Below are 24,711 nucleotides of genomic sequence, written 5' to 3'. Positions count from 1 at the left end.
TCTTATGCCTTGTCTTTGTCTGTCTCGGGCGTGACGTCCTTGGCCAGTTCGGACGCGTCCTGCTCCAACTCGTCCGCGCCTTCTTTGACGCCCTTTTTGAACGAAGTGATACCCTTGCCCACTTCACCCATGAGTGAGCTGATCTTGCCGCGGCCAAACAGAACCAGCACCACGACAGCGATCAGTAGAAGACCGGGAAGACCGATATTGTTGAGCATGTCATATCTCCTTGTACATCGACGCATCGCGCCGGGAATGTGATCTGAGCTCGTGTCTACGCCCGGATCCCCGATTGCAAAAGTGAGGCCTTGCTATTTGGGCAGTAAATTTGATCGCCATACGCGTTTTTTTGAGACTCGCAATTCTCAACTGACAGGTTTATGTCAGTTGATAGCAGCTAGGTACAGACCATCGAAACCTGGTCAACGGAGACTCAAATGACCCATGTTGCAGAAATCGTCACCTTCAGCCTCGCCAATGGCACCACGCCGGAAGAGTTTGTAAAACTCAGCCAGGCCTCCGAAGGCTTTGTCCGGTCTGCTCCCGGCTTCACCCATCGACACTTAAGCCAGGGCGAAGATGGCCGCTGGACCGACTATGTGGTCTGGACGGATATGAAAGCGGCCAAAGACGCCGCCGCGCAATTCCCGCAGCAGGACTTTTGCGCGGATCTGATGGCTGCGATCAATCCGGAAAGCATCCAGATGCGCCATGAGAATGTGCTATGGAACATGACCGCCTGATCGCGGTCGAAACGGTGTGTCATGCGCCGCACTGACCGCCTGTTCGACATCATCCAGATTCTGCGCGACGGTAAACTGCACCGCGCGCAGGACATTGCGGACCGGCTTGAGGTGTCGGTTCGCACGATCTACCGCGACATGGATACTCTCGTCGCCTCGGGCGTCCCGGTCGAGGGGGAGCGCGGCGTAGGCTACATGGTGCGCGAACAAATCACCCTGCCCCCCCTGAACCTGACCCCAGCCGAGCTTGAGGCGCTGAACCTCGGCATGGCGATCGTGGCCGCAGCCGCCGACCCGGATCTGAAAGCCGCCGCCGAAACTCTCGCCGACAAGATCGACGCGGTGCTACCGACACAGGTCGTGGCCGAGGCCGACGCCTGGAAATTCGCCGTTTATCCCTTTGCCGATGCCGCGCGCGGGCTGGCGCATATGGCGCCAATCCGATCCGCCATCAAGTCGCGCCAAAAGCTCCTCCTGTCCTACCGCCGCATCGACGGCGTGTTGACAGAACGCACGATCCGCCCCCTGCATATGGAATACTGGGGCCGCGTCTGGACCCTGACGGCATGGTGCGAATTGCGCGCAGGCTTCCGTGTCTTCCGCGTAGACCTGATCGAATCCGTGCACCCCTTGCCAGAAATCTTTGCCGACGAGCCCGGCAAAAGACTAAGCGACTTCGACCCCGAAGCGTGATCCGCGCTTCATCTGGCTAAAAATATCCCCACCGGAGGTATGGCCCGATCAGGGCCATTCCCTTTAGTTCAAGTAGGGTTCCGGATCGACGGCCTCGAATCCTTTCCGAACCTCGAAATGGACATAAGCATTGTCGCCGCCGCGCAATGCAGCAATCTTTTCGCCCCGGCGCACGCGATCGCCCTTTTTCACCGCGATGTTTTCGACATTGGCATAAACGGTTAGCAAGTCGTTCTTGTGCTTCACAACGATGATCGGCACCTGATCAGCGTCTGCGGTGATCGCGGCCACCGTACCGGCTTCGGCGGCTTTCACCGCAGTTCCCGGTGCCGCCGCGATATCAATGCCCTCGTTCTTTCCCTTGTTATAGGTACGGATAATCGTCCCCGTGACGGGCAGACCCAACAAGGAGTTGCTCTGGTTGGTTGGGGCTTCAGCCGTAACATCAGGCGCAGGTTTTGCTGGCGCAATCACTTCTTCCGGCAAAGGTTGCGTCGCGCTTGGCGGAGTGGGCGTCGGCGACCCCTGCCCCGGCTGCGTCACATTGGTTGCCGGTTGGCTTGTCTGTTGCGGCGCTGGCTGGCTTTTGATCGGGATCAGCAGGAACTGCCCTTCACGCACAGTAAAGTCTGAATCCAAACCATTCCAATCGGCAAGGGCGTCCACCGGAACGTCATAAAGCCGTGAGATCGTAAAGGCTGTTTCGCCCCGTTTCACCTTGTGCCGGATCGGTTCCGGTCCCGCAGGCGCTGGGGCCGGAGCAGGTGCTGCGGCAGGTTGCGCAGGCTCCAGCGTCGACGTTTGTACGGACCCATCCGTCGGCGCGTCATCAATCGCTGTTCCGGCGATCGTGGCGATATCCACTGTGCTTGCGGCACCAACTGCCCGCGGCAGGGCAACAACCTCGCCATCACGCAGGGCGTCGGTCGGCTTGAGGCCGTTAAAAGTGGCAAGTTCGCCCTCAGGCAACCCGACCCGCGCGGCCACGTCCCTCACCGTGTCACCACGGCGCGCTATGGCCACCTGATAAGTCGGATAGGTGATCACGCCGCGTGCATCCGGTGCCGGTCGGCTTGTCGTCGCGGATTGCGCGGCGTCGGTTGTCGAAAACCCGCCGACCTGCCCGCGCAGATCATAATCGAGCGGACCTTCACACCCCGCCAAAAATGCCAGAGCTGCGGCTCCGGTTGCGCAGCGTCGTATCGCTGACTTGGAAACTGCTCTCATTTTGCTGTCCTCATCACCTGCCCCTGTTGGCCGGGGTTCCGGTGCATCTGCAAAGTATTCCTTTACGCCCCTTCTTTTCCCAGCCCCTCTAGCAGGGGTACGAAACGAACGGGCAACAATTCATCATAGTCCAGGCCGGTCTCGGTTCGCCGCACACGGATCAACGTCTGAACCGCATCCGACTGCCCCACCGGTAAAACCATGATACCGCCGATTTTGAGCTGCGCCAAGAGCGGCCCGGGAGGGTCCTCCGCCGCCGCCGTCACAATGATGCGGTCGAACGGTGCCTGCTCCGGCAGACCAAAGGATCCATCCGACAGCATCGCTGTCACATTGGTCAGCCCCATGTCACGGAACAGCTCTCCGGTTTCACGGACCAGCCGCTTGTGGCGCTCGACTGTATAAACCCGGCGCGCCAGCTTGGACAGGACGGCAGCCTGATATCCGGACCCCGTGCCGATCTCCAAAACGGTATCGCGCGGCCGCACGTCCAGCGCCTGCGTCATCAGCCCAACGACCGACGGCTGGCTTATTGTTTGCCCACAGGCAATCGGCAACGGCGTGTCTTCGTAGGCGCGCTCAGAAAACAGACCTTTGACAAACTTTCCGCGATCAATCTGCTCCATTGCGGCCAGAACGCGTGCGTCCGTCACCCCGCGCGAGCGCAAGGCGAACAGAAATTGCATGATGGTTTCTGCGCTTGGTCCGCTCATTCGATCGACTTCAATGCCTCAAGCGTGTCATGTGCCGTCAGATCCGCTCGCATCGGCGTAACCGAAATATACCCGGCCAGGTTTACGGCTGCGTCCGTTCCGGGCGCGGTTGGATTGTGCTGATAGCCCCCCTTGATCCACAAGAATCGCCGCCCCGACGGAGAGCTGTGCGGTTCGACCGAGAAATGTGTATCCCGGCGGAACCCTTGCGGTGCGATCCGAGTGCCCAGCACTTCATCCGCAGGAACCGGAGGGAAATTCACGTTATAAAACAAACGGTAATCACCCTGATCCGCCGGGGTAGCATCCAGAATTTTCCGCACGAGGTCAGCGCCGTACCGGGTCGCTGTCTCGAAGGGATCGTCCAGCCCAAGGTTACGTGGGCCAAAATACTGCGACAACGCGATCGCGGGGATACCTTGCAAGGCGGCTTCCATCGCCCCGCCCACGGTGCCTGAGTAAAGCGTGTTTTCGGCAGAGTTATTGCCACGGTTCACACCCGACAACACCAGGTCCGGCGGTGCATCCTTCATTACGTCGTGCAGACCGGCCAACACGCAATCGGCGGGTGACCCTTCGGCCGCAAACCGACGTTCACCCAACTGAGCCATCATCATCGGGTGCGTATAGCTGATGCAGTGGCCAACGCCGGATTGTTCGAACGCTGGTGCTACGACCCAAACCTCACCATCTGGGCCTGCAAGTTCTGCGGCGATCGCCTCGAGCGCGATCAGCCCCGGAGCGTTGATTCCATCATCGTTGGTCAGAAGAATACGCATATGCCCCATCCGTCCCTGCGTTTTTTTCCTTGATAGACCCGCCCCTGCGCGGCGGCAAGCGACCCGCACACGCAATCTGCGGCTTTCGCGCACCACTTGGCCCTAATCTGTGGTTACAGGCTCACTCGGGGAAAACGAAACACCGGTCCCGGCGCACCGTCAGCCACATAACGCGTCCCGGCTGGGGCACAAAGACGTTGGGCACCGTCGCTTTCAGGATCGAGCCGTCGTGATCCATGCGAAACTCAACAAGGCTTTCGTTCCCCAGAAACCGCGAACGCTCGACCACGCCTCGGGCCGCGACACCATCCGTCGCCGTCGGAAGCGGCCCTTTACCGTTGCGATCAAAGTCCAGCCGAACGTGCTGAGGGCGAAAAACGATCTCGACATTCGTGCCATCGGCAAAGCCCGGTGCCAGGAACTGACCAAACGGTGTGTCCGCCAACGCCCCATTCACTTGCGACCTTAAAACATTGAGATCGCTGAAAAAGGCCACGGCTGCCTTATCAGCCGGACGCGTATAGACGTTGTAGGGTGCACCCTGCTGAACGATCTTGCCCCGCCGCATCAATGCAATTTCGTCGGCCATGCGCATGGCCTCTTCGGGTTCATGGGTCACCAGAACCACGGCCGCATCTTCCTGCTTGAGGATCGCAAGCGTTTCATCCCGGATGCCATCACGCAGCCGATTGTCCAGCCCCGAGAACGGTTCGTCCATCAACATGATACGCGGGCGCGGAGCCAAAGCACGAGCCAGTGCAACCCTCTGCTGCTCACCCCCTGACAGGTGATGCGGAAAACTGTCGATGAACCGCATCATGTCGACTTTGCGCAGCAGTTCTTCGACACGGGCGCGTTTTTCGTCCCTGCGTCCTTTCAGACCAAAAGCGACGTTATCCGCCACGCTGAGATGGGGGAACAGGGCAAAATCCTGAAACATCAACCCGATCTCGCGCCGTTCCGGAGGCACGCGAAACACGGTGTCGCAGATCAGTTTGCCGTCGACGTAAATCTCACCGGATTCCTGCATGTCGACCCCGGCGATCATCCGCAGCGTCGTCGACTTTCCGCAACCCGACGGCCCCAGCAGACAGGTCACCTGCCCGGCCTGCACCGTCAGTGAAACGTCATCAACAACAACCCGCCCCTCGTAACGCGCGACCAGATTGCGAATTTCCAGACGTGGAGGAGTTGCGTCTATTGTCACCGATGGACCCCGTTGCCTTTCCCGATCAATTCCATCGGACTTGGGCGGGGATAGCAACCCCGTCCCTCAGGCGCAAGGGATCAGCAACACCCACCTGACGGAGCTTCCCCGGCGGCTTCAAACGGGCTTTCGCCGCCACACCCTTCGAAAATGCCGTAATGGGTCGAGAAATCGCCGATAAAGTCGAAATGCCGGGCAAATCGCGTGTTTTTCAACATCATCCACGTATTGCCGCACACCGGAAAGACCTTGCCGGTTTCAATCGCATGGTGGTCGTCCAGCTCAAACAGATGCGGAGCGTGAGGGATGGTCCCCTTGTAAATCACCGCCTGCCCGTAATCCTCACAGGCTGGCTCCAGCCTCGGCAGCTTGAACAGACGATACGTTGCCGACAGGAACTTCAACGGCGCAACGCGCTCCTCCAGAACCGGGTTTTCAATGGTCAGCGGCCGGTGGGTCACCCGGCGCGGATCGCCAAAGCCAGCCTTGCGCGAAATCGACAGGAAATCATTCCAATACAGCGCCCCAGACAGGCATTCGCCATACAAAACCTCGTCCTCGGCCATGGCTTGGGGCACGCGTCGGTCGGCGTAGACGTCCGAGAAATACATCTCGCCGCCTTCTTTCAGCAAACGGTGCGCCCCGCGTAAAACCGCCTCTTTGTCCGTGGCCAGATTGATCACGCAGTTCGAAACGATGATGTCGAACGAGCCGGGCTCAAGATCCAGTTCGTCCAGATTTTCGATATATCCGTGGTGGAATTCAACATTCGACGCGCCATGGCCGAACGCCTGCGCGTGGAATTCCTGATGCGCGCGAGCAACGTCCAGTTGCTCGGGCGTCATGTCCACACCAACCACGCGGCCTTTTTCGCCGACCATCGCGGACAGAGCGTAGACGTCGCGCCCAGCCCCGCAGCCCAGATCGAGGATGCTCATCCCCTCAAGATCAAGCGGCGCAATCAACCCGCATCCATAGTAACGTGTCAGCACATCGTCATGAATTTGCGAAAGAATTTTCTTTACGTGATCCGGCATGTCATCAGGTGTGCAACATGCGTTGGTCTGCAGGTCCGAACTGCCTTGCAAGACTTCGCCATAGTAGTTTTGCACCGACTCATGCTTCATCCTGAGCTTCCCTTTGCTTCGCGTTTGACTTCAGCTAGTTCAGAGCGGTCTCAGGTGCAATCCAAGCCTCCGACTTCTAACAGAACTGTGAGTTTCCCGCCTCAGCCCAGCAGGTCAAAATCGACGCCTGCGCGCACGCGGCCATTTACCTGAATCTCCAACCGGTGCGCACCGGGAACCAGCTTGAAGGTTGTCGCATCACCCTTGAGCTTGTGTCTCTTGGTCAGACGCAACACTCCTTCGCGTAATACCGATTGTTTGAGCTTGTGCACCTTGGCTGAGGTTCTTCCACCAGGTCGTTGGAAATGAACGATATAATCCACCAGCACTGGCTGGCCTCCGTCACCATTCAAAACCACCTCAAACTCCAGCGCCCCGCCGATCCTTGCCTCGCCGAGAACAGAGACGTTTGTCGAAATCACGGCCTCGGGGTCGAAACCCAGCATCTTCATGGCCTCAGGGTGGCCAGACTTGACCAGGCCGCGCAAAGTATGCGTTGTCATCCACCGCAATTCCACGGCATCCTGCTGCACGTCCCGCGACCAGCGCTGCAAACGGCTCAGAACCAGCTCCGGTTCTTTTTTTGTGATATCATTCAGATGGTTGGCAACCGAACGTGTCACGTAACGGGTCTTGTCCGCATGCAAGCGATCAAGCAATAGCAGCGGATCAGACAGGTCCAGCCCAATCGCCTGCCCCCAAGGAAGCCTCGGCCGTGTTCCTTCGCTAACCAGTCTCCGTACGTGATAGCTGTCGTGATCGCACCAAACTTCCATGCGCGCCATGACCTTGTCAGGATGGCGGTTCAGGAATGGGCGAATGGCCCATTCCATTGAAAACCTCTGCGTCAGCTCTTCGATCACGTCCAGCGCCAGATCGGGATGGTCCAACCCTACGTCCACAACCCAATCGCCCAAAGGCGCAAAGATGAAGTCCCCGAAGTCATCATCTGTCTTGGTCGGGTCTAACGGGGGTGGCAAGGCCTCCAACAACGTCGGCGCGATTTGCGGCAGATCACCGGGAACGGCCTGTTGCAGGCACGTGGCAATCCACGCCATACGCTCCTTCAACTCAAGTTCAGGCAGGCGGGACATAACCTGCGCCTCGAACGCTTTCGCATCGAAGTCAGCGTCCGCCGCAGCAAAAAGCCCCGCCAGATAGCGTGACTTTTCCGCATTAAACAACTGATCTTTCAGAGAGAAATTCTGCGCCATGCCTCACATCGTCAGATTGGTCGATCCACCGTCCAGCAGGATGTTCTGCCCCACGATAAAGCCCGCATGTTGTGAACACAGGAACGCGCAAGCAGCTCCGAATTCCTGACGAGTGCCATAGCGTCTGGCCGGAATGGTCGCCGCGCGTTCGGCCCGCGCGTCCTCGATCGAGATGTTTTTCTGTAGTGAGACCGCCCCATCCAGCGAATCCGCGCGGTCGGTGGCGTGAATACCCGGCAGCAGGTTGTTGATCGTCACTCCGTGCGGGGCCACTTGACGCGAGGTTCCGGCCACATAGCCCGTCAGCCCGGTCCGCGCCGCATTCGATAGACCCAGCACCGCAATCGGTGAACGCACGGATTGCGAGGTGATATTGACCACACGCCCCCAGCCCTTGTCCATCATCCCCGGCAGCAAGGCTTTCATGAACGCAATCGGTGTCAGCATGTTGGCGTCCAGCGCTTTGATGAAATCCTCACGCTCCCAATCAGACCACATGCCCGGAGGGGGACCACCCGCGTTTGTCACAAGGATATCAATACCCTGTGCGGCATTAATGACCTGCTCCTGACCGTCAGGCGAAGTGACATCGCACGCCACCGTCTGAACGTCCACGCCATGGTCCGAGCGCAACCGCGCGGCTTCAAACTCCAACGCCTCAGACCCGCGCGCGTTCATCACCAGATCGACGCCCGCCGCCGCCAAAGCTTCGGCACAGCCCAAGCCCAATCCCTTGCTGCTGGCACAGACCAGCGCGCGTTTTCCTTTGATACCCAGATCCATCTGACCCTCCCCATCTGTTGTTATCCGCATGTCTAGCACCGGCCAGACAAGGAAGACCAGAAATCAAGCAAAATCAGTAAAAGAACTCTTCCCGAACAATTTTTCCGTTCGCCACGTGATAGACGCCAACCTCTTGCATATCAAAGGTTTCACCGGTTTCTTTCACCTTGCCCTGCACTGAAAAAATCACGGCAAAACGATCCTCGCCATGCGGAAAGGGATCACTGACTGAAGCGCCCGAGACCTCGTGCGCGCCTTCCCACCATTCGTGCTTGCCACGGATCGCATCCCGGCCTTGGGTTTCGCGCCCCATATCCATGAAATCCTGCGCCTCGACCGAGACGGCGTCCTCGGCATAGAGCTTTTCCAGATTTTCCTTTGCGCGGTCCTCACGGCAGCCAGCAACCAACTCGTCGGCAATCTCTTTCAAATTCATTGATCCACTCCACTATTTGTTCACTATATGTTCTTATTGCCATAACTGTACGATTCGAACCACCCCCTTTGTCTTGCCTCGGCAGGATTACCCGCCTATACGCGCGATTATGCTTGATACCTCGAACCAACCCTCCCTTCCGCCCGAGATCGCCCGTCGCCGGACCTTTGCGATCATCTCGCACCCCGACGCGGGCAAGACGACGCTGACGGAAAAGTTCCTGCTTTATGGCGGCGCGATCCAGATGGCCGGTCAGGTGCGCGCCAAGGGTGAGGCGCGGCGCACGCGCTCGGACTTCATGCAGATGGAAAAGGATCGTGGTATTTCGGTTTCCGCCTCGGCGATGTCGTTTGATTACGACAATTTCCGGTTCAATCTGGTGGACACACCCGGCCACAGCGATTTCTCGGAAGATACCTATCGTACGCTGACCGCCGTGGACGCTGCCGTCATGGTGATCGACGGCGCAAAAGGTGTGGAAAGCCAGACGCAGAAACTGTTCGAGGTCTGCCGCCTGCGCGATCTGCCGATCCTGACCTTCTGTAACAAGATGGACCGCGAAAGCCGCGATACGTTCGAGATCATCGACGAGATTCAGGAAATGCTGGCCATCGACGTCACGCCTGCCGCGTGGCCGATTGGCGTGGGGCGCGATTTCATCGGCTGCTACGATATGCTGCGCGACCGGCTGGAACTGATGGACCGCGCCGACCGTAACAAAGTGGCCGAGAGCATTCAGATCGACGGTCTGGACGACCCCAAACTGGCCGAACATGTTCCCGAGCACCTGCTTGAGAAACTGCTGGAAGAGGTTGAGATGGCGCGCGAATTGCTGCCCGCGCTCGACCCGCAGGCGGTGCTAGAGGGGCACATGACCCCGATATGGTTCGGATCAGCCATCAACTCGTTTGGCGTCAAAGAACTGATGGAGGGTATCGGCGCTTACGGCCCGCAGCCGCAGGTGCAATCGGCCGAACCGCGTCAGATCGCGCCGGATGAAAAGAAGGTCGCCGGATTTGTTTTCAAGGTGCAGGCCAATATGGACCCCAAGCACCGCGACCGGGTGGCGTTTGTGCGGATGGCCTCGGGGCATTTCAAGCGCGGCATGAAGCTGACCCATGTGCGATCCAAAAAACCCATGGCGATCTCGAACCCCGTGCTGTTTCTAGCCTCCGACCGGGAGCTGGCCGAGGAAGCGTGGGCGGGCGACATCATCGGCATCCCCAACCATGGCCAGCTGCGCATCGGCGACACGCTGACCGAAGGTGAGGCGCTGCGCGTGACCGGCATCCCGTCCTTCGCGCCGGAACTGCTGCAAACCGTCCGTCCGGGTGATCCAATGAAGGCCAAGCATCTGGAAAAGGCCCTGATGCAGTTTGCCGAGGAAGGCGCGGCCAAAGTGTTCAAACCCTCGATCGGTTCTGGCTTTATCGTGGGCGTTGTCGGCGCGCTGCAATTCGAAGTGCTCGCCAGCCGGATTGAGATGGAATATGGCCTGCCGGTGAGGTTTGAGGCGTCTCAGTTCACCTCGGCTCGCTGGGTCAGCGGCGACAAGGCCGAGGTTGAGAAATTCGTCAACGCCAACAAGCAACACATCGCGCATGACCATGACGGTGACATCGTTTATCTGACGCGCCTGCAATGGGATATCGACCGGGTGGTGCGGGACTATCCCGCGCTGAACCTGACGGCAACCAAGGAAATGATGGTTTGATGGCAAACACTCCGCTGCAATCTTATGGGCATGAGCGAGGGTGACCTGACCTATCCCGACGGTCTGGCGGGTATGCTGGACCGTTTTGAGGGCCGCCGCGCCCCGTTCGACTTTGGCCCCGAAACGCTGCCGCCTGCGGATGTTGCTCTGGAACCTTTGACGGTGCAAATCGTTGCAGAGGACGCGACCCGGCTGGGTCCGGCGGCGCACAATACGTCTTGGGCCCGCAAACGGGCACGGATCGCGGAGGAATTCGTAGGCTCAACCGAACTGGCATTCCTGAACGCTCAGGTGATCGCAAACCTGCGCAAGCGAAATTTCCCGGCACAATGCCCAACCTTGTTTCAGCGCCTCTGGGCCGAGCAATCGGCGCATCTGTTGCAGATATTGGACCTGCGGTGGCTGGTGTCCTCTGTGCAAACATTCGCAGATCACGGCAGGACCCAAACTCAGCGTGAGGTCGGGCAAGCCCTGCGCATGTTGTTCGGTCTGGTCAAACTGTACGAATTTGAACGCCTCTTTTCAGGTCACCCGCCGCCGGACGCCTTTCGCCTGCGCCGGAAAGTCAATGCCCCCTTGCCGATGGGGATGGAAGGTTTCTCGCTGGAGAGCGGCGGTCTGGATATCAACCTAATCGCGCCGATCTGGTCCAAAGCTTTGACCGACCCAACCATTGCGCCGCTTGCCGATCATCTTCTGAACAGGCTTAACGCAGACCCCGGTACTGTATTCCGGCGCCTAAAACTGATGCGAGAGATGCGCGCGGCGCGGCAAAGGGCGCGGCAATGACGACCTGGGGCGTCGCCTCGACCGTCCGGGGACCGGCGAAGGACATTTTGCGATTTGTGGCCTATCACCTCGATCTGGGGGCCGATCAAATCTATCTGTATCTGGACGAGCCCTGCCCGGATGCTTTCAACGCACTACTTCACCATCCGAAGGTCGAGGTTCGCATCTGCGACGCTAGGTTCTGGGCCTACAGGCAACGTGAAAGGCCCGACACGCATCAGGTCCGACAAACCGCAAATGCCAGCTTTACCTATCGAAAGGCACAAGTTGACTGGCTGGCCCATATTGATCTGGACGAATTCCTGTGGCCCCAGACCCCGATCGCCGAGCAGTTGGCAGAGATCCCGGATGACGTCCCAGCGGTGCGCGTCCGACCGATCGAACCTGTCGGGGGCACGCAGGACAAGTACAAAGCTTATGTTCCAACCGGTCAGGGCCGCGACGGGATCATGCAGATGCTTTATCCCAATTACGGCGCTTTTGTCCTGGGTGGGTTCCTGAGCCACGTTCAGGGCAAACTTTTCGTGCGTACCGGCCTGCCCCGGGTCAATTTCCGCATTCACAACCTGTTCCAGAACGGCGAGTTGCGCCCGGTAAAAACCGAGTTGCCCGGCACCGACCTGTGCCATCGCCACGCGCCTGACTGGGATCACTTTCGGTCTCATGTCCAATTTCGGATGCAGCGCGGATCATACAGGTCCGGCATGTCTCCGAATGTGCCGCGTGAACAGGGCGGGTTGAATATGAACGAATTGCTGACCTGGATTATGGCCGAGGGCGGAGACGCCGCGCTGAGCGCCTTTTACGATGAAATCAGCGGCACCGACCCCGAGGTTTATGCGCGTTTGGAACAACAAGGGCTGATCCGCCATCGCCCGTTAAATCTGGACGAAAAGCTTGCGAAACACTTCCCCGGAAGCGCCTGAATTGTTGCACGAAATCCAGACTATCCCGGTCCGCCGTGACGTTAATTCGTCTTCATTTGACGCTGATCAACGATTTTGTTATGTCCCCGCCCAAGCCGAAATGCGCGCTGCTGCGTATGGTCACCCGGACCCGGCACTCCTTTGACGTGCGGGCCAAGGTAAGTGTCCGCAAAAACGGACATACATGACAAAGTTTAACGAACTGAACCTGAACCCGAAGGTCCTCAAAGCCATTGAGGAAGCCGGATACGAAACCCCCACCCCGATCCAGGAAGGTGCGATTCCCCCTGCGCTTGAGGGTAAGGACGTTCTGGGTATCGCCCAGACCGGCACCGGCAAGACCGCAAGTTTTACCCTGCCGATGATCACCCTGCTGGCCCGTGGCCGCGCACGGGCGCGGATGCCGCGTTCGCTGGTGCTGTGCCCGACACGGGAATTGGCCGCGCAGGTGGCCGAGAATTTCGACACCTACACCAAGCACCTGAAACTGACCAAAGCACTGTTGATCGGCGGCGTCAGCTTCAAAGAACAAGAGGCGCTGATCGACCGGGGCGTCGACGTTCTGATCGCCACGCCGGGCCGTCTGCTGGATCATTTCGAGCGCGGTAAGCTGCTGCTGACTGGCGTGCAGATCATGGTGGTGGATGAGGCCGACCGGATGCTGGACATGGGGTTCATCCCCGATATCGAACGCATCTTCTCACTGACGCCATTCACCCGTCAGACTCTGTTCTTCTCGGCGACGATGGCGTCCGAGATTGAACGCATTACCGACACGTTCCTGTCGGCCCCGGCCCGGATCGAGGTTGCCCGCCAAGCGACGGCATCTGAGACTATCGAACAGGGTGTCGTCATGTTCAAAGGCGGTCGCCGCGACCGTGAGGCCAGTAACAAACGCAAGGTCCTGCGCGCTCTGATCGACGCCGAAGGCGACAAATGTACGAACGCGATCATCTTCTGCAACCGCAAGACGGATGTGGATATCTGCGCGAAATCTCTGAAGAAATACGGCTATAACGCCGCCGCCATCCATGGTGACCTGGACCAGTCGCAGCGCATGAAAACGCTTGACGGATTCCGTGATGGGTCACTGCGCCTGCTGGTGGCTTCGGACGTGGCCGCGCGCGGATTGGATATCCCGTCAGTTAGTCACGTATTCAATTTTGACGTGCCCGGCCATGCCGAGGACTACGTGCACCGGATCGGCCGGACAGGTCGTGCCGGTCGTGAGGGCAAGGCGATCACGATCTGCTCGGGTCGCGATGAAAAGGCGCTGGATGCGATCGAAAAGCTGATCCAGAAGGACATCCCCCGGATCGACAATCCGGTCAAGGACGAGCCGAAATCCGACGCGCCCAAGCAAGAGAAAAAAGCCAAGCCGTCGGAAGAGAAGAAGAGCGACAGCAAAAAGAGCGACCGAAAAATGGACAAAGAGCCCAAAGGCCGCAATCGTCGCGACGGTGGTGGCTCGGCAGTTGTGGGCATGGGTGATCATCTGCCCAGCTTTATCGCGCTCAGCTTTGATGAGCGTCGCGCCGGTTAAATCGACAGCACCAGCACCAGTATCGACGCCCCCAACAATGTCATCCCGGCGATCTCGCGCCGGGCGATGGTCTCGCGGAAAAACAACAGCGAGGCGAAAAGGCTCAGGATCAACTCGACCTGCCCCAGCGCTTTGACATATGCCGCGTTCTGCAACGTGAAAGCCAGAAACCAGCAGAATGACCCGCTCAGGCTGGTAAGGCCCACAAATACTCCGGTCTGACGCGTGTCCCACACGGCCCGTAATTCGGCCCGGTCCCGCCAGAGCAGCCAAAGCCCCATGCTGAGAAACTGGAACGAGACCACAACGGCCAGTGTCACCAGCGCCCGGAACCACGCGTCGATATCGCCCAGCTCCAACGAAGCCCCACGGTAACTAACCGAGGAAAACGCGAACAGAACACCCGACCCTAACCCCAGCCGCGAGGCGCGATTGGTCAAGTGTTTCCACCACGCGCCATCCCCGCCGGGGTTTTTCGACAGCAACAGAACCGCTGTCAGCCCCAGAATGATCGCCGCAAACGCCCCCGCCGACACCTGATCGCCAAGGACCAGAAATCCTACGATGGCGGTCTGGATGACTTCGGTTTTCTTGAAGGTGATCCCAACGGCAAAATTGCGCTGCTTGAACAAAGCGACCACACAGATCGTCGCCAGAATCTGAGTTGTTCCGCCAATCACGGCGAACAGCCAGAATTTGGCTGTCAGCTGCGGCAGGCCATATCCGGTCAGCATCACGGCCACGACCAACCCAAGGACCGCCAAAGGCATTGAATACGCGAACCGCGCAAATGTCGCGCCAGCCGCCGTCAGCTTCACACTGCTCAGCGATTTTTGCAGCATGAAGCGAACGGTTTGAAAAGACGCGGCAGCAAGAGTGACAGGAATCCAAAGGCTCATGCCGACCCTTGTGGCCTTAAATCAATCCCTTGGCCAGAGCGGATGCGCAACCGGGTCCTTCGCGCGCATAAAGAACGCGCGGAAAATCTCGGCATACGACCGATACACATAGGCGCTGTTTCTGGCCAGATAGCGGTCTTTCCCCTCGCGGTACAACGACGGCAGCCTATACCATGGCGCGCTCGGGTTCATGTGATGAACCACGTGCAGGTTGTTGTTCAGGAACAGAAACGCCAGCGGCCCTCGGTCTTCGACAATGACGGTTCTGGCCCCTGCATCTTCGTGCGCCCTGTGTTCCAGAAAGGTTCGGATCTTCACCAGACCCAACCCGATATAGGCAGACAGGACATAGGCCCAAATCGGCATGCCGGACTGCGCAACGACCCAGAGAACCACAGCGACTCCGACCAGATGCAAACCCCACGCCCGCAGGACATTCCGGTCGCCCCGAAGGGCGGCACGCAGTTCATCCCGTGTGAAGACATATTGCCCAATCGCCGGACCCAGAACCATACGCCCCAACAGAGTGTTGTTCGCGGACAGCAGCAACCGTTGCCAACCGTGCAGACGACCCCAGACTTTCGGATCAAGGTAATTCGATTCCGGATCGTCATACGGATCGGTCAAGGTTGCATCCCGGTGGTGAGCTAGGTGCAGATCCCGAAAACGCTGATACGGAATGAACAGCGTCAAAGGCAGGGCCATCAAAGCCTCGTTCAACCAGTTTTGCCGGAAAGGATGCCCGTGCAACGCTTCATGCGTCAGCGAGGAATGCATGGCCGCGACAAGCCCCATCGCCGGGATTGCCACCCATACAGGCGCGTAGAAAATCACCCCCAGCCAAGCTGCGTAACATGCCAGAATCAGCGCGAAGGTGATCCATTCGGGCCCCTCACGCTCAGACATTGCGACCCCACGTGATCCCCGCCCATACGCGTTCGTAAATTACGTATAAGGTCAGGCCGATAGCCGTGTTCACAATCGCCAATGTCCCGCCGATTGCAGCAGACCCGGTCGCGACCAACCCAACAAGGGTCATCACGATCAAACCCATTGCATTCCACAGCACCGCCTTCACGACTGATCTTCGTCGTGTTTCCATTCCGTCACCCATAGTCTTGTTATGTCTTAAGAATTACGGACAGCGCATCAGGTTGGAAATTCTGAATATGATTAACAAAATTCATCATCTGTGATATTTTCAAACACATGAAGGATAAAATCGACAAACGAGACCGCGCGGCACAGTTCCGACAGCGCTTGGCCCGCGCGATGGAAGAAAGGCACATCAGCCAGAGCGCATTGGCGCGCAACATTGGCGTGGACCGCTCGACCGTATCGCAGCTCTTGACGGACGACGGCGCACGGCTACCTAACGCGCATGTGGTCGGCAGTTGCGCTTCGGCCCTGGGCGTGTCGGCAGATTGGTTGCTGAGCCTGTCTGACCGCCCTGAAAGCGCGGCAGAGTTGCTGGCAAGCTCGCTCACCATGACAGAAGCACCGCGCGCCCTCGTGGATGAGCGGATATTTGAATGGCATAAAGAGGCCGCGGGCTACAAAATCCGTTATGTTCCAGCGACTTTGCCTGACATGCTGAAAACCCGCGCAGTGCTGGAATGGGAATATGCACCACATCTGGGCAGAACGGCAGATCAGGCAATCGGCGCGTCAGAAGACCGCCTGACCTGGATGCGCCGGGCACAATCGGATTACGAAGTGGCCATGCCGCTGTTTGAAATCGACAGCTTTGCGAACGCGTCCGGTTATTATCACGGGCTGGATCTTCAAACGCGTCGAGATCAGATCGACCACCTGCTTGCCTTGTGCGAGCAACTTTATCCCCGAATGCGCATCTATCTGTTTGATGCAAAACGGCTTTATTCAGCACCGGTCACGATATTCGGCCCGCTGCTCTGTGTGTTTTATGCCGGAAGCCACTATATGGCGTTCCGAGACCGCGATCGTATCGAAACCTTCACGCGCCACTTCGACACCCTGATCCGCGAGGCCGACGTGTCCGCACGGGATTTTCCAAGCCACCTGAAGTCGTTACGCGAAAAGATGCGTTAGAGGCTAACCTGTGCTATCGTCGATTGGCGCGAACTTACGGGCATTCCGATCACAGACGGAGGACCACTGGAATGGACGCACTACAAACCGCACAATACGCACGCGCCCTTTACTCGGCACATGGTGACCGCGCCGAGGCGGAAGCCGCGCTGAAAATGCGCGAATGCGAGGCCGCCGGAAACATGCAGCAAGCGCAGGACTGGCAGGCCGTTCGTCAGACCATCCGCCAAATTCGCGGGCCAAATCAGGGATAGTCAGAGTTTTGGGTCGGGGTTGACGGTATGGCCGTCCACGGCGATCACCTGCCCCGACACCAGCCGTGCCGCATCCGAGGCGAGAAACACGGCCATATTCGCTATGTCCTGCCCTTCCACAAATCGCCCCATCGAAGTGCCGGACGCATAGCCGTCATACACTTGGTCGCGGGTCATGCCCTTGGCCGCCGCTTCGCGTTCCAACACGCCTTCCATACGTGGGCCTTCCACGGCGCCGGGGCAGATGGTGTTGCACCGCACGCCAAACGACCCAAGCTCCATCGCGAGCGTCTTGGCCAAACCGATCACCCCCCATTTCGCCGCCGCATAGGGCGCGCGATTGGGGTATCCGTATTGCCCGGCAGTCGAGGATGTAATCACCACCGCCCCGCTGTTTTGACGCTTCATGATCGGCGCGGCGTATTTCGCACACAAAAACGCACCTTCCAGATTTACCGACAGGCATGCCCGCCAATCCTCAACCGCCACATCCTCGATCGACGCAGTCGGCCCTGCAACACCTGCATTGGCGCATAGCGTATCCAGCCCGCCCCATTCGGCTTCGATCCGCGAGAATATCTCTGCAACAGCCGTTTCGTCTGCGACGTTGATTTCAGACTTTCTCCAGTGTGAGGGGCAATGCGACAGGGCCTCTGGGTCCAGATCGGCCACCCAGACCTGCGCACCCGCCGCATCAAACGCCTCGGCCATGGCCCGACCAACGCCCGAAGCGCCAGCCGTGATCAGGACACGTCCGCTCATGACGGCTTGCGGATCGCGGCACCCGCGCCTTCGGGATATGGCAAGGCCGCCTGAGCTTCGGTAATCCGCGCCATCGCAGCCTCAATCTCGGCTGACGGGGCGCTGGGGCGGCGGGTTTCTAGGCTGACATGCAGCAGGAAGCTCTCGCCCGTGGCCAGCAGCTTGTCGCCCTCATACATGCTGTGGAAAACATGCAGTTTCTTGCCCTGCCCCAACAACAACTGCGTGCGCACCTCGATCTTCGCGCCTGCATGCACTTCGTCGATATAGCGGATGTGGTTCTCGGCGGTGAAATAGCTGCCACCCGAGGCTATATACTCCGCGTCGCAGCCCATGATCTCCATGAATCGATCCGTGGCGGCGGCGAAGGCTTCCAGATACCGCGCCTCGTTCATATGGCCGTTATAATCCGTCCAGTCCAGCGGCACCGCACGCGCAACGGTCAGGATCGGTTGGCTCAGATCGGCTTGGTCGATCGTTGGCAAGGCGCCGGGCTTCAACACGGAATCATGCTGGTTCAGGACCGCACCCGCACCCCAATCCTGCGCCTTGAGCGCCCGCATCATCCCCACCAGGTTATTGTCTCGGATTCGCTCCAACTCGCGGATCGAGTGCTCGCCTGACTGCGCATCCGACTGATCGGCGATCATATCGACCAACTCATCAGTGAACTCGGGCACATCCATCAGCTTGGTCCAGGGCCATTTCAACGCAGGCCCGAACTGCGCCATAAAATGCCGCATCCCGGCCTCGCCGCCTGCCACGCGGTAAGTCTCGAACAGGCCCATCTGCGCCCAACGGATGCCAAAGCCCATGCGGATGGCCTCGTCGATTTCTTCGGTGGTGGCGATGCCGTCCTTGACCAGCCAAAGCGCCTCGCGCCAGACGGCCTCAAGAAAGCGGTCCGCGATATGAGCGTCGATCTCTTTCCTGACGTGCAGAGGGAAGAACCCCACGGATTTCAACAGGTCTTGCGCGCGCCCCACCATTTCGGCTGGGTTCCTGTCGGTCGGAACCAATTCGATCAAAGGAAGAAGGTAAACCGGGTTGAACGGATGCGTCACCACGATCTGTTCCGGACGCAAAGCCCCCTCCTGCAATTCCGACGGCATGAACCCGCTTGTCGACGACCCGATGATCGCATCTGGATCACATGCCTCCTGCAAGCCCCTGTAAACCTTCACCTTCAGGTCCAACCGCTCTGGCACGCTTTCCTGTATCCATTGCGCCCCGCGAACGGCCTCAGACAAATCCGCATGGAACGTCAGCGCGCCCTCGGGTGGCAGTGGCACATCGCTCAACCCCGGCAACGCGCGCCGCGCATTGTCCAGAACTTCACCAATCTTGCGCTCAGCCTCCGGGTCCGGATCAAAGACCCGCACGTCCCAACCGTTCAGCAGAAACCGTGCAGCCCACCCGCCGCCGATCACGCCACCACCAATGATTGCCGCTGTTTTCACGTCGATCCGCCTCTTCATCTGGCTAAAAATATCCCGGGGGTCGCCATCTGTGGCGCCACTGGTACAAGTCCAGATGGCGACGGGGCTGGCCCCCAATCCTCCCCTACTTCGCCACCGGCGCGCGTTTGACCAAGCCAAGCTTCTCACGCACCTCAGCAGGCCCAATCACCCGCGCCCCCATGTTCTCGATGATCGTCCCGGCACGCTCCACTAACTGCCAATTCTCGGCCAGCACGCCTTTATCCAGCCACAGGTTATCCTCTAGACCCACGCGCACGTTGCCGCCCGCCAGCACAGTAGCCGCCACATAAGCCATCTGGTTCCGACCCAGAGAGAACGCGCTGAAAGTCCAGTCGTCCGGCACATTGTTCACCATCGCCATAAAGGTGTTCAGATCATCCGGCGCACCCCACGGCACACCCATGCACAATTGAACCAAAGCGTTGGGCTCCAGCACTCCTTCTTTCACCAACTGCTTGGCGAACCAAAGATGACCGGTGTCAAAGGCCTCGATCTCGGGCTTCACACCCATATCGGTCATCATCTGACCCATCGCCCGCAGCGCGCCGGGGGTGTTGGTCATCACATAGTCGGCCTCGGCAAAGTTCATGGTGCCGCAATCCAAGGTGCAGATCTCGGGCAGACACTCAGCGATATGCGCCACACGCTCGGACGCGCCGACCATGTCGGTGCCTTCGACTACCGGAAACGGGCTTTCCACCCCGCCAAACACGATGTCCCCGCCCATCCCGGCAGTGAGGTTCAACACAACGTCCACATCGGCGTCGCGAATGCGGTCCGTAACCTCGCGATACAGGTCCAGACGACGGCTGGGCACTCCGGTCTCGGGGTCGCGCACATGGCAATGGACGACGGCGGCCCCGGCCTTGGCCGCTGCGATCGCGCTGTCTGCAATCTGCTGCGGTGAGCGTGGCACATGCGGGCTGCGATCCTGCGTTCCACCCGATCCGGTTATGGCACAGGTGATGAAGACTTCGCGGTTCATTTCCAGAGGCATGACGTTTTCCCCAAGTTATACCCGGTTTCGCCCTAGGTTTTCCCCAGACTTCTCCCCGGATTCCGATTTGCTTTCGAACCCGAGTCTGACGCAGCCTTGTGGAAACACTTGCCAGAATGCGAATCAGACTTGATGAAATCCGCAAAAAACATACTGCAGCCCGAACATCGCGCCCTGAATACGGCGGTTTTGGTGCTGGACGAATGCAACACGCTCAGCTTCGCCTCGGCCGTTGATCCGATGCGCGCGGCCAACCGACTGGCTGATCGACCCGCGTTTGACTGGGATTATGTAACCGCTACGGCGGAACCAGCCCTGCTGACCAGCGCCCTGACCGTTCCCGGAATTCCTTTGGCCCGTCTGCAAGGCTGCGACCTGATGATCGTGGTTGCCGGGTTCCAACTGGCGCGCCACGCGACACCCAGCCTGCTGGCCGGTTTGCGCCGCATTGCCAGCGGCGGCGCAACCATGGCTGGCATTGACGGCGGGCCCTGGCTGCTGGCCGAAGCGGGCCTTCTGGACGGACATGCCGCCACCACACATTGGGAAGATCTGGACAACTTCGCCAACCGGTTCCCCGAGGTTGACGTGCGCCCTGACCGTTTCACGGTCTCGGGCAATCGCCTGACATCCGGCGGGGCAATTCCGGCCGTTGAGATGATGCTGCATATTATCGCCGCCCGGCACGGCGCAGGCTTTGCCGCACGGGTGTCCGGCCTGTTCCTCTACGATGGTGCCCCTGCCCCGACAAAACCCCAAAGTCGCATCGGTGCACCGCACCGACACACGGCACTGACAGCCAAGGCCAACACCCTGATGGAATCGTCACTGGACGAACCCTTGCCGCTTTCCGACATCGCCGAAACCCTCGGCACCAGCCCCCGCACGCTGCAACAGCAGTTCCGCCTGCGCCTGAACACCACGCCGCAAGACCACTATCTGCAACTGCGCCTGGCCGAGGCGCGCCGTCTGGTCACCGACACCGACATGTCTCTGATGGATGTGGCACTGGCCACGGGCTTCGGCTCACAATCCAGCTTCGCCCGCGCCTTCCGCACCGCCCACGGCCTCTCGGCCCGAGATCTGCGACAAGACCGCACGCACCCCACCCATCACTGACCGGATCCCCCTTCATCTGGCAAAAAAATCCCGGGGGAGTCGCGCGGCACGCGCGGCGGGGGCAGCGCCCCCTAGAACGGCATCGGATGCGCGCGATGCGCCTCGGTAATGTCCGCCAACACCTCGTCGGATAGCTGCAGGTCTTTGCCACCCAGAATGTGGGCAAGCTGCTCAACCGTTGTTGCGCCAAAGATCGCCGACATCATGAATGGACGTGTCTGACACCAGGCCAGGGCCATATGCACCGGGTCTAATCCATGGCGCGCGGCAACCTCAAGATAAGCGCCGACCGCATCAAACGCACGGGATCGATGACGCCCGCCCATTTCTGGAACCAGCGACATGCGCGACCCTTCGGGCACCACGCCCCCCTGATACTTGCCGGTCAGGAACCCGGCAGCCAAAGGCGAAAAGGCCATCAAACCCACATCTTCATGCACGCTCAGTTCGGCCATATCCGTATCGAAATGCCGGCACATCAACGAGTATTCGTTCTGCACCGAAGCAACACGTGGACCTGCTCCGTCCTCGGCCAGGCGCAGCCACTGCGCGGTGCCCCATGCGCTTTCGTTCGACAGGCCAAAGGCGCGGATGTTGCCCTTGTCGACCTGCGCCTGCAACGCCGCAAGGCAGTCCCGCATATTGTCCAGCACCTCGTTTGTGTTGTGACCCGATGGCGCATAGGTCCAGTTCTGACGGAACATATAGCTGCCCCGGTTGGGCCAGTGAAATTGATACAGGTCGATACAGTCCGTTTGCAGGCGACGCAGCGAGCCTTCGATCGCCTCAGGGATTGTCTGGCCTGAAATGGGCGCACCATCCCGCGCATGCGCGAACCCCGCCCCGGAATGCTTGGTCGCCAGTACATAATCAGAGCGCCGCGAAGGGTTTGCGGCGTTCCAGTTACCCAATATCTCTTCGGTACGCCCCACGGTCTCTTTCGAGACGGGGTTGACCGGATACATCTCAGCCGCATCGACAAAGTTGATGCCGGCCTCCAGCGCCATGTCGATCTGTGTATGCGCGTCGGCTTCGGTGGTCTGCGTGCCAAAGGTCATCGTTCCCAGACACAGGTCCGAGACCATGATACCCGTGCGGCCCAAGGGCTTCATTTCCATCTTTCAATCTCCTGAAAATATCATTGACGAAAAGGCGTTATGCCTCGGCCTTCATCTCCCACCGGCCCGACTCCTCGGACCAGTACTTGGCCGCGCATCCGGCACCCGTCAACGCCTTCCATTGCCCCCGGGCATGCTGAACCGCCTGTGCGTCATTTCCATCAAACAAGACGCACACACGTTCCAGAGCATTCACCTCCTCCGGCTCGACAGGCGCGCCGTCGACGGCCATCACGCAGGACGGCTCGTTGGCCGCCTGCATCTCGGTCGTCAACAAAATGGGCTGCTTCGCGTCATGCGGGCCACCTGCCCGTCCATGCGGCAAGAACCCCTCCTCCGGCCCCAGCCACAACCTTTCGTCCAGCCAGTCCATCCGCGCGGGATCAGTGCCCCGCACGGCAATCTTCCACCCGGCCTGCCGCGCGCGGTCCAGGAGAACCGGCAAAGTATGTTCCAGCGGCTGGCGGGTCAGGTGGTAGAAATAGACGTCACCCACGGAGTTACTCGAAATTGTCCTGAACAAAGCGGCTCAGCGCGCGCACGCCCCACCCGGTTGCCCCTTTCGGCGCATAGGATGTTTCAGCCGCGACCGAGGCGACCCCAGCGATATCAAGGTGAATCCACGGGGTTTCCTCTTTCACGAAACGCTGTAGAAACTGCGCCGCCGTGATCGACCCGGCAGGCCGTCCGCCCACGTTCTTCATATCGGCGATGCGTGATTTGAGCTGCTCATCATAGGCCTTGCCCAAAGGCATCCGCCACGCGCCTTCATCCTCGGCCCCTGCCGCTTTGAGGAACGCATTGCAGAACGTGTCGTTGTTCGAAAATACGCCCGCATTTTCATGGCCCAACCCGATGATGATCGCGCCCGTCAGAGTCGCCAGATCGACCATCCCTACGGGGCTGAACCGTTCCTGCGCGTACCACATCACGTCGCACAAGACCAAACGGCCTTCGGCATCGGTGTTGATGATCTCGACCGTGTCACCCTTCATCGACTTGACCACATCGCCGGGGCGCGTGGCATTGCCCGAGGGCATGTTCTCGACCAGTCCAACTAGCCCGACCACATTGGCCTTGGCCTTGCGTTTGGCCAGCGCGCGCATGGTGCCTGCGACAACGCCTGCGCCGCCCATGTCCATGGTCATGTCTTCCATGCCACCCGCAGGCTTCAGCGAAATGCCGCCCGTGTCGAACACGACACCCTTACCGACCAGAGCCAACGGCGCATCACCTTTTTCACCGCCATTCCACTGCATCACCACAACCTTGGACGGGCTGACCGAGCCCTGCCCCACGCTCAGCAGCGTGCGCATTCCCAGCTCTGCCAGCTTGTCTTCTTCCAAAACCTCCACCTCAAGGCCAAGGTTCTTCATCTCGGCCAGACGGTCGGCAAATTCGGTCGTGGTCAGGACGTTGGCCGGTTCATTGGTCAGATCACGCGTCATCCGCACCCCGTCCGCCACGGCGTAGAGCGGGTTAAACGCAGCCTCAACCTCATCCGGCTTTTGGTGGCTGATCGTGACAGTGGCGGTGCGCTCAGACTCTTTCGACTTGTGCGCGTCGAAATCATAACTGCGCAGCGCGATTCCAAGAGCCAGGTCTTCGGACCGGACCTGATTACCGGCCATCACAAGAATATCCCGATTGTCGGCCAGCTTCGCCAGCATTGCACCAGCCTTACGCGCCTCGGCTGCGTCCGGACGGCGTGGCAGAACCAGAATGTCCAGCGCTTCGGCCGCCATGCCGGTTGGCCATGCAAGCGACACCACATCGCCTGCCTTCACCTTTTCAAACCGGTCACTTTCAACCAGACGCGCCACAGTGCCGCGGGTCAGACGGTTCGCACGGCGAACCGCGGGGCTCATCTTGCCGTCCGGCGTTATGATGATGACAACACGACCTTCCGCCTGCGTCATTGCATCAACGTCAAAAGCCTGAAACTGGACCGGGATAAGACTGCTCATTGCGAACTCCTGAAAATCTGCTCCCCAAGACCTAGCCCGCACTGGCGCTATTGACCAGATAGCAGTTTTCCCCGACTGGCAATTGCAGTACAGTCCGGAAAAAATTCCGGCAGGATCGGGGGAGACTACAGTGGCAAGACAGGGCAGGCA

Annotated in this window: 27 protein-coding genes; 9 read left to right on the top strand and 18 right to left on the bottom strand. The window is 59.5% G+C overall.

Features of this window, described 5'->3' with window-relative positions; genetic code table 11:
• Window positions 1–2 precede the first annotated feature (2 nt).
• The gene (locus ACR0MS_RS05535; RefSeq protein WP_039531114.1) at window positions 3–218 is read right to left on the bottom strand and encodes a twin-arginine translocase TatA/TatE family subunit; all 216 of its coding nucleotides are present in this window, start codon (window positions 216–218) and stop codon (window positions 3–5) included.
• Between the two features lie 219 nt (window positions 219–437).
• Between ACR0MS_RS05535 and ACR0MS_RS05530 the strand changes: the two genes are divergently transcribed.
• Window positions 438–743 (top strand): hypothetical protein, encoded by a 306-nt coding sequence (locus ACR0MS_RS05530; protein WP_480570311.1) that lies wholly within the window; start codon window positions 438–440, stop codon window positions 741–743.
• A 21-nt stretch (window positions 744–764) separates the two neighbouring features.
• Complete coding sequence (locus ACR0MS_RS05525; RefSeq protein WP_480570308.1) at window positions 765–1,436, top strand: helix-turn-helix transcriptional regulator; 672 nt, start codon at window positions 765–767, stop codon at window positions 1,434–1,436.
• Between the two features lie 63 nt (window positions 1,437–1,499).
• On the opposite strand, the gene ACR0MS_RS05520 is transcribed toward ACR0MS_RS05525, so the two are convergent.
• From ACR0MS_RS05520 to ACR0MS_RS05485, 8 genes are all read right to left on the bottom strand, one after another.
• Entirely contained in the window at window positions 1,500–2,663 is a 1,164-nt protein-coding gene (locus tag ACR0MS_RS05520) for a peptidoglycan DD-metalloendopeptidase family protein (protein ID WP_480570305.1), read from the bottom strand.
• A gap of 62 nt (window positions 2,664–2,725) precedes the next feature.
• Window positions 2,726–3,376 carry a protein-L-isoaspartate(D-aspartate) O-methyltransferase gene (locus tag ACR0MS_RS05515; RefSeq protein WP_180886974.1) on the bottom strand — a complete coding sequence of 217 codons (651 nt, stop codon included), beginning with the start codon at window positions 3,374–3,376 and terminating at the stop codon, window positions 2,726–2,728.
• The gene (surE, locus tag ACR0MS_RS05510) at window positions 3,373–4,155 is read right to left on the bottom strand and encodes a 5'/3'-nucleotidase SurE (RefSeq protein WP_480570302.1); all 783 of its coding nucleotides are present in this window, start codon (window positions 4,153–4,155) and stop codon (window positions 3,373–3,375) included. Before surE ends, ACR0MS_RS05515 begins: the two co-directional genes overlap by 4 nt.
• A gap of 121 nt (window positions 4,156–4,276) precedes the next feature.
• A complete protein-coding gene (locus ACR0MS_RS05505; protein WP_480570299.1) occupies window positions 4,277–5,362 on the bottom strand; it encodes an ABC transporter ATP-binding protein in 1,086 nt (361 codons plus the stop codon).
• An 80-nt stretch (window positions 5,363–5,442) separates the two neighbouring features.
• Window positions 5,443–6,489 (bottom strand): methyltransferase domain-containing protein, encoded by a 1,047-nt coding sequence (locus tag ACR0MS_RS05500; protein ID WP_480570296.1) that lies wholly within the window; start codon window positions 6,487–6,489, stop codon window positions 5,443–5,445.
• Between the two features lie 101 nt (window positions 6,490–6,590).
• Window positions 6,591–7,703: a hypothetical protein gene (locus ACR0MS_RS05495; RefSeq protein ID WP_480570293.1), complete on the bottom strand. Its 1,113-nt coding sequence runs from the start codon at window positions 7,701–7,703 to the stop codon at window positions 6,591–6,593.
• Between the two features lie 3 nt (window positions 7,704–7,706).
• On the bottom strand, window positions 7,707–8,486 hold the full coding sequence (locus tag ACR0MS_RS05490; RefSeq protein ID WP_480570879.1) for an SDR family oxidoreductase: 780 nt from the start codon (window positions 8,484–8,486) through the stop codon (window positions 7,707–7,709).
• 73 nt (window positions 8,487–8,559) lie between these two features.
• Entirely contained in the window at window positions 8,560–8,922 is a 363-nt protein-coding gene (locus ACR0MS_RS05485; RefSeq protein ID WP_480570290.1) for a SnoaL-like domain-containing protein, read from the bottom strand.
• Window positions 8,923–9,031: 109 nt separating this feature from the next.
• Here ACR0MS_RS05485 and ACR0MS_RS05480 point away from each other — a divergent pair, with 109 nt between their 5' ends.
• The 4 genes from ACR0MS_RS05480 (at window position 9,032) to ACR0MS_RS05465 (ending at window position 13,894) form a co-directional block, all read left to right on the top strand.
• Window positions 9,032–10,636, top strand: coding sequence for a peptide chain release factor 3 (locus tag ACR0MS_RS05480; protein ID WP_480570287.1), 1,605 nt, complete (start codon window positions 9,032–9,034; stop codon window positions 10,634–10,636).
• A 30-nt stretch (window positions 10,637–10,666) separates the two neighbouring features.
• The gene (locus ACR0MS_RS05475; protein ID WP_480570284.1) at window positions 10,667–11,425 is read left to right on the top strand and encodes a hypothetical protein; all 759 of its coding nucleotides are present in this window, start codon (window positions 10,667–10,669) and stop codon (window positions 11,423–11,425) included.
• Window positions 11,422–12,351 carry a glycosyltransferase family 2 protein gene (locus tag ACR0MS_RS05470; RefSeq protein ID WP_480570281.1) on the top strand — a complete coding sequence of 310 codons (930 nt, stop codon included), beginning with the start codon at window positions 11,422–11,424 and terminating at the stop codon, window positions 12,349–12,351. Before ACR0MS_RS05475 ends, ACR0MS_RS05470 begins: the two co-directional genes overlap by 4 nt.
• A 184-nt stretch (window positions 12,352–12,535) precedes the next feature.
• Complete coding sequence (locus ACR0MS_RS05465) at window positions 12,536–13,894, top strand: DEAD/DEAH box helicase (RefSeq protein ID WP_480570278.1); 1,359 nt, start codon at window positions 12,536–12,538, stop codon at window positions 13,892–13,894.
• On the opposite strand, the gene ACR0MS_RS05460 is transcribed toward ACR0MS_RS05465, so the two are convergent.
• Genes ACR0MS_RS05460 through ACR0MS_RS05450 form a run of 3 tightly spaced genes read right to left on the bottom strand, consistent with a single transcriptional unit; the run spans window position 13,891 to window position 15,895 of the window.
• On the bottom strand, window positions 13,891–14,793 hold the full coding sequence (locus ACR0MS_RS05460) for an EamA/RhaT family transporter (protein ID WP_480570274.1): 903 nt from the start codon (window positions 14,791–14,793) through the stop codon (window positions 13,891–13,893). The genes ACR0MS_RS05465 and ACR0MS_RS05460 overlap by 4 nt on opposite strands.
• A gap of 21 nt (window positions 14,794–14,814) precedes the next feature.
• Entirely contained in the window at window positions 14,815–15,699 is an 885-nt protein-coding gene (locus tag ACR0MS_RS05455) for a fatty acid desaturase (protein ID WP_480570271.1), read from the bottom strand.
• Window positions 15,692–15,895, bottom strand: a complete 204-nt coding sequence (locus ACR0MS_RS05450; protein WP_171121639.1) for a DUF2061 domain-containing protein — start codon at window positions 15,893–15,895, stop codon at window positions 15,692–15,694. The genes ACR0MS_RS05455 and ACR0MS_RS05450 overlap by 8 nt, the downstream gene beginning before the upstream one ends.
• A 107-nt stretch (window positions 15,896–16,002) precedes the next feature.
• On the opposite strand from ACR0MS_RS05450, the gene ACR0MS_RS05445 reads away from it, so the two are divergent.
• Together ACR0MS_RS05445 and ACR0MS_RS05440 are read left to right on the top strand one after the other, a co-directional pair.
• Window positions 16,003–16,863 (top strand): helix-turn-helix domain-containing protein, encoded by an 861-nt coding sequence (locus ACR0MS_RS05445; protein WP_480570268.1) that lies wholly within the window; start codon window positions 16,003–16,005, stop codon window positions 16,861–16,863.
• A gap of 71 nt (window positions 16,864–16,934) precedes the next feature.
• Window positions 16,935–17,117 carry a hypothetical protein gene (locus tag ACR0MS_RS05440; RefSeq protein WP_170382941.1) on the top strand — a complete coding sequence of 61 codons (183 nt, stop codon included), beginning with the start codon at window positions 16,935–16,937 and terminating at the stop codon, window positions 17,115–17,117.
• On the opposite strand, the gene ACR0MS_RS05435 is transcribed toward ACR0MS_RS05440, so the two are convergent.
• From ACR0MS_RS05435 to bcoG, 3 genes are all read right to left on the bottom strand, one after another.
• The gene (locus ACR0MS_RS05435; protein ID WP_480570265.1) at window positions 17,118–17,879 is read right to left on the bottom strand and encodes an SDR family oxidoreductase; all 762 of its coding nucleotides are present in this window, start codon (window positions 17,877–17,879) and stop codon (window positions 17,118–17,120) included.
• Entirely contained in the window at window positions 17,876–19,357 is a 1,482-nt protein-coding gene (locus tag ACR0MS_RS05430) for a carnitine 3-dehydrogenase (protein WP_480570262.1), read from the bottom strand. The genes ACR0MS_RS05435 and ACR0MS_RS05430 overlap by 4 nt, the downstream gene beginning before the upstream one ends.
• A gap of 85 nt (window positions 19,358–19,442) precedes the next feature.
• Complete coding sequence (gene bcoG / locus ACR0MS_RS05425; RefSeq protein WP_480570259.1) at window positions 19,443–20,357, bottom strand: 3-dehydrocarnitine:acetyl-CoA trimethylamine transferase BcoG; 915 nt, start codon at window positions 20,355–20,357, stop codon at window positions 19,443–19,445.
• A 132-nt stretch (window positions 20,358–20,489) separates the two neighbouring features.
• Here bcoG and ACR0MS_RS05420 point away from each other — a divergent pair, with 132 nt between their 5' ends.
• On the top strand, window positions 20,490–21,476 hold the full coding sequence (locus ACR0MS_RS05420; RefSeq protein ID WP_480570256.1) for a GlxA family transcriptional regulator: 987 nt from the start codon (window positions 20,490–20,492) through the stop codon (window positions 21,474–21,476).
• Window positions 21,477–21,547: 71 nt separating this feature from the next.
• Here ACR0MS_RS05420 and ACR0MS_RS05415 read toward each other — a convergent pair whose 3' ends face one another.
• The 3 genes from ACR0MS_RS05415 to ACR0MS_RS05405 are packed head-to-tail and all read right to left on the bottom strand — an operon-like array spanning window position 21,548 to window position 24,561.
• The gene (locus ACR0MS_RS05415) at window positions 21,548–22,594 is read right to left on the bottom strand and encodes an aldo/keto reductase (RefSeq protein ID WP_480570253.1); all 1,047 of its coding nucleotides are present in this window, start codon (window positions 22,592–22,594) and stop codon (window positions 21,548–21,550) included.
• Between the two features lie 37 nt (window positions 22,595–22,631).
• Complete coding sequence (locus tag ACR0MS_RS05410; RefSeq protein WP_480570250.1) at window positions 22,632–23,090, bottom strand: DNA polymerase III subunit chi; 459 nt, start codon at window positions 23,088–23,090, stop codon at window positions 22,632–22,634.
• Window positions 23,091–23,094: 4 nt separating this feature from the next.
• On the bottom strand, window positions 23,095–24,561 hold the full coding sequence (locus ACR0MS_RS05405; RefSeq protein WP_480570247.1) for a leucyl aminopeptidase: 1,467 nt from the start codon (window positions 24,559–24,561) through the stop codon (window positions 23,095–23,097).
• Between the last annotated feature and the right edge of the window lie 150 nt (window positions 24,562–24,711).

Source organism: Ruegeria sp. CJ2 (genome assembly GCF_056536745.1).
This window is presented reverse-complemented; position numbering and strand designations above follow the sequence as displayed.

Excerpts from the sequence above, each read along its gene's own strand:
- ACR0MS_RS05535 (WP_039531114.1), bottom strand. The coding sequence starts at position 218 with ATGCTCAACAATATCGGTCTTCCCGGTCTTCTACTGATCGCTGTCGTG.
- ACR0MS_RS05530 (WP_480570311.1), top strand. The coding sequence starts at position 438 with ATGACCCATGTTGCAGAAATCGTCACCTTCAGCCTCGCCAATGGCACC.
- ACR0MS_RS05525 (WP_480570308.1), top strand. The coding sequence starts at position 765 with ATGCGCCGCACTGACCGCCTGTTCGACATCATCCAGATTCTGCGCGAC.
- ACR0MS_RS05520 (WP_480570305.1), bottom strand. The coding sequence starts at position 2,663 with ATGAGAGCAGTTTCCAAGTCAGCGATACGACGCTGCGCAACCGGAGCC.
- ACR0MS_RS05515 (WP_180886974.1), bottom strand. The coding sequence starts at position 3,376 with ATGAGCGGACCAAGCGCAGAAACCATCATGCAATTTCTGTTCGCCTTG.
- surE (WP_480570302.1), bottom strand. The coding sequence starts at position 4,155 with ATGCGTATTCTTCTGACCAACGATGATGGAATCAACGCTCCGGGGCTG.
- ACR0MS_RS05500 (WP_480570296.1), bottom strand. The coding sequence starts at position 6,489 with ATGAAGCATGAGTCGGTGCAAAACTACTATGGCGAAGTCTTGCAAGGC.
- ACR0MS_RS05495 (WP_480570293.1), bottom strand. The coding sequence starts at position 7,703 with ATGGCGCAGAATTTCTCTCTGAAAGATCAGTTGTTTAATGCGGAAAAG.
- ACR0MS_RS05490 (WP_480570879.1), bottom strand. The coding sequence starts at position 8,486 with ATGGATCTGGGTATCAAAGGAAAACGCGCGCTGGTCTGTGCCAGCAGC.
- ACR0MS_RS05485 (WP_480570290.1), bottom strand. The coding sequence starts at position 8,922 with ATGAATTTGAAAGAGATTGCCGACGAGTTGGTTGCTGGCTGCCGTGAG.
- ACR0MS_RS05480 (WP_480570287.1), top strand. The coding sequence starts at position 9,032 with ATGCTTGATACCTCGAACCAACCCTCCCTTCCGCCCGAGATCGCCCGT.
- ACR0MS_RS05475 (WP_480570284.1), top strand. The coding sequence starts at position 10,667 with ATGAGCGAGGGTGACCTGACCTATCCCGACGGTCTGGCGGGTATGCTG.
- ACR0MS_RS05470 (WP_480570281.1), top strand. The coding sequence starts at position 11,422 with ATGACGACCTGGGGCGTCGCCTCGACCGTCCGGGGACCGGCGAAGGAC.
- ACR0MS_RS05465 (WP_480570278.1), top strand. The coding sequence starts at position 12,536 with ATGACAAAGTTTAACGAACTGAACCTGAACCCGAAGGTCCTCAAAGCC.
- ACR0MS_RS05460 (WP_480570274.1), bottom strand. The coding sequence starts at position 14,793 with ATGAGCCTTTGGATTCCTGTCACTCTTGCTGCCGCGTCTTTTCAAACC.
- ACR0MS_RS05455 (WP_480570271.1), bottom strand. The coding sequence starts at position 15,699 with ATGTCTGAGCGTGAGGGGCCCGAATGGATCACCTTCGCGCTGATTCTG.
- ACR0MS_RS05450 (WP_171121639.1), bottom strand. The coding sequence starts at position 15,895 with ATGGAAACACGACGAAGATCAGTCGTGAAGGCGGTGCTGTGGAATGCA.
- ACR0MS_RS05445 (WP_480570268.1), top strand. The coding sequence starts at position 16,003 with ATGAAGGATAAAATCGACAAACGAGACCGCGCGGCACAGTTCCGACAG.
- ACR0MS_RS05440 (WP_170382941.1), top strand. The coding sequence starts at position 16,935 with ATGGACGCACTACAAACCGCACAATACGCACGCGCCCTTTACTCGGCA.
- ACR0MS_RS05435 (WP_480570265.1), bottom strand. The coding sequence starts at position 17,879 with ATGAGCGGACGTGTCCTGATCACGGCTGGCGCTTCGGGCGTTGGTCGG.
- ACR0MS_RS05430 (WP_480570262.1), bottom strand. The coding sequence starts at position 19,357 with ATGAAGAGGCGGATCGACGTGAAAACAGCGGCAATCATTGGTGGTGGC.
- bcoG (WP_480570259.1), bottom strand. The coding sequence starts at position 20,357 with ATGCCTCTGGAAATGAACCGCGAAGTCTTCATCACCTGTGCCATAACC.
- ACR0MS_RS05420 (WP_480570256.1), top strand. The coding sequence starts at position 20,490 with ATGAAATCCGCAAAAAACATACTGCAGCCCGAACATCGCGCCCTGAAT.
- ACR0MS_RS05415 (WP_480570253.1), bottom strand. The coding sequence starts at position 22,594 with ATGGAAATGAAGCCCTTGGGCCGCACGGGTATCATGGTCTCGGACCTG.
- ACR0MS_RS05405 (WP_480570247.1), bottom strand. The coding sequence starts at position 24,561 with ATGAGCAGTCTTATCCCGGTCCAGTTTCAGGCTTTTGACGTTGATGCA.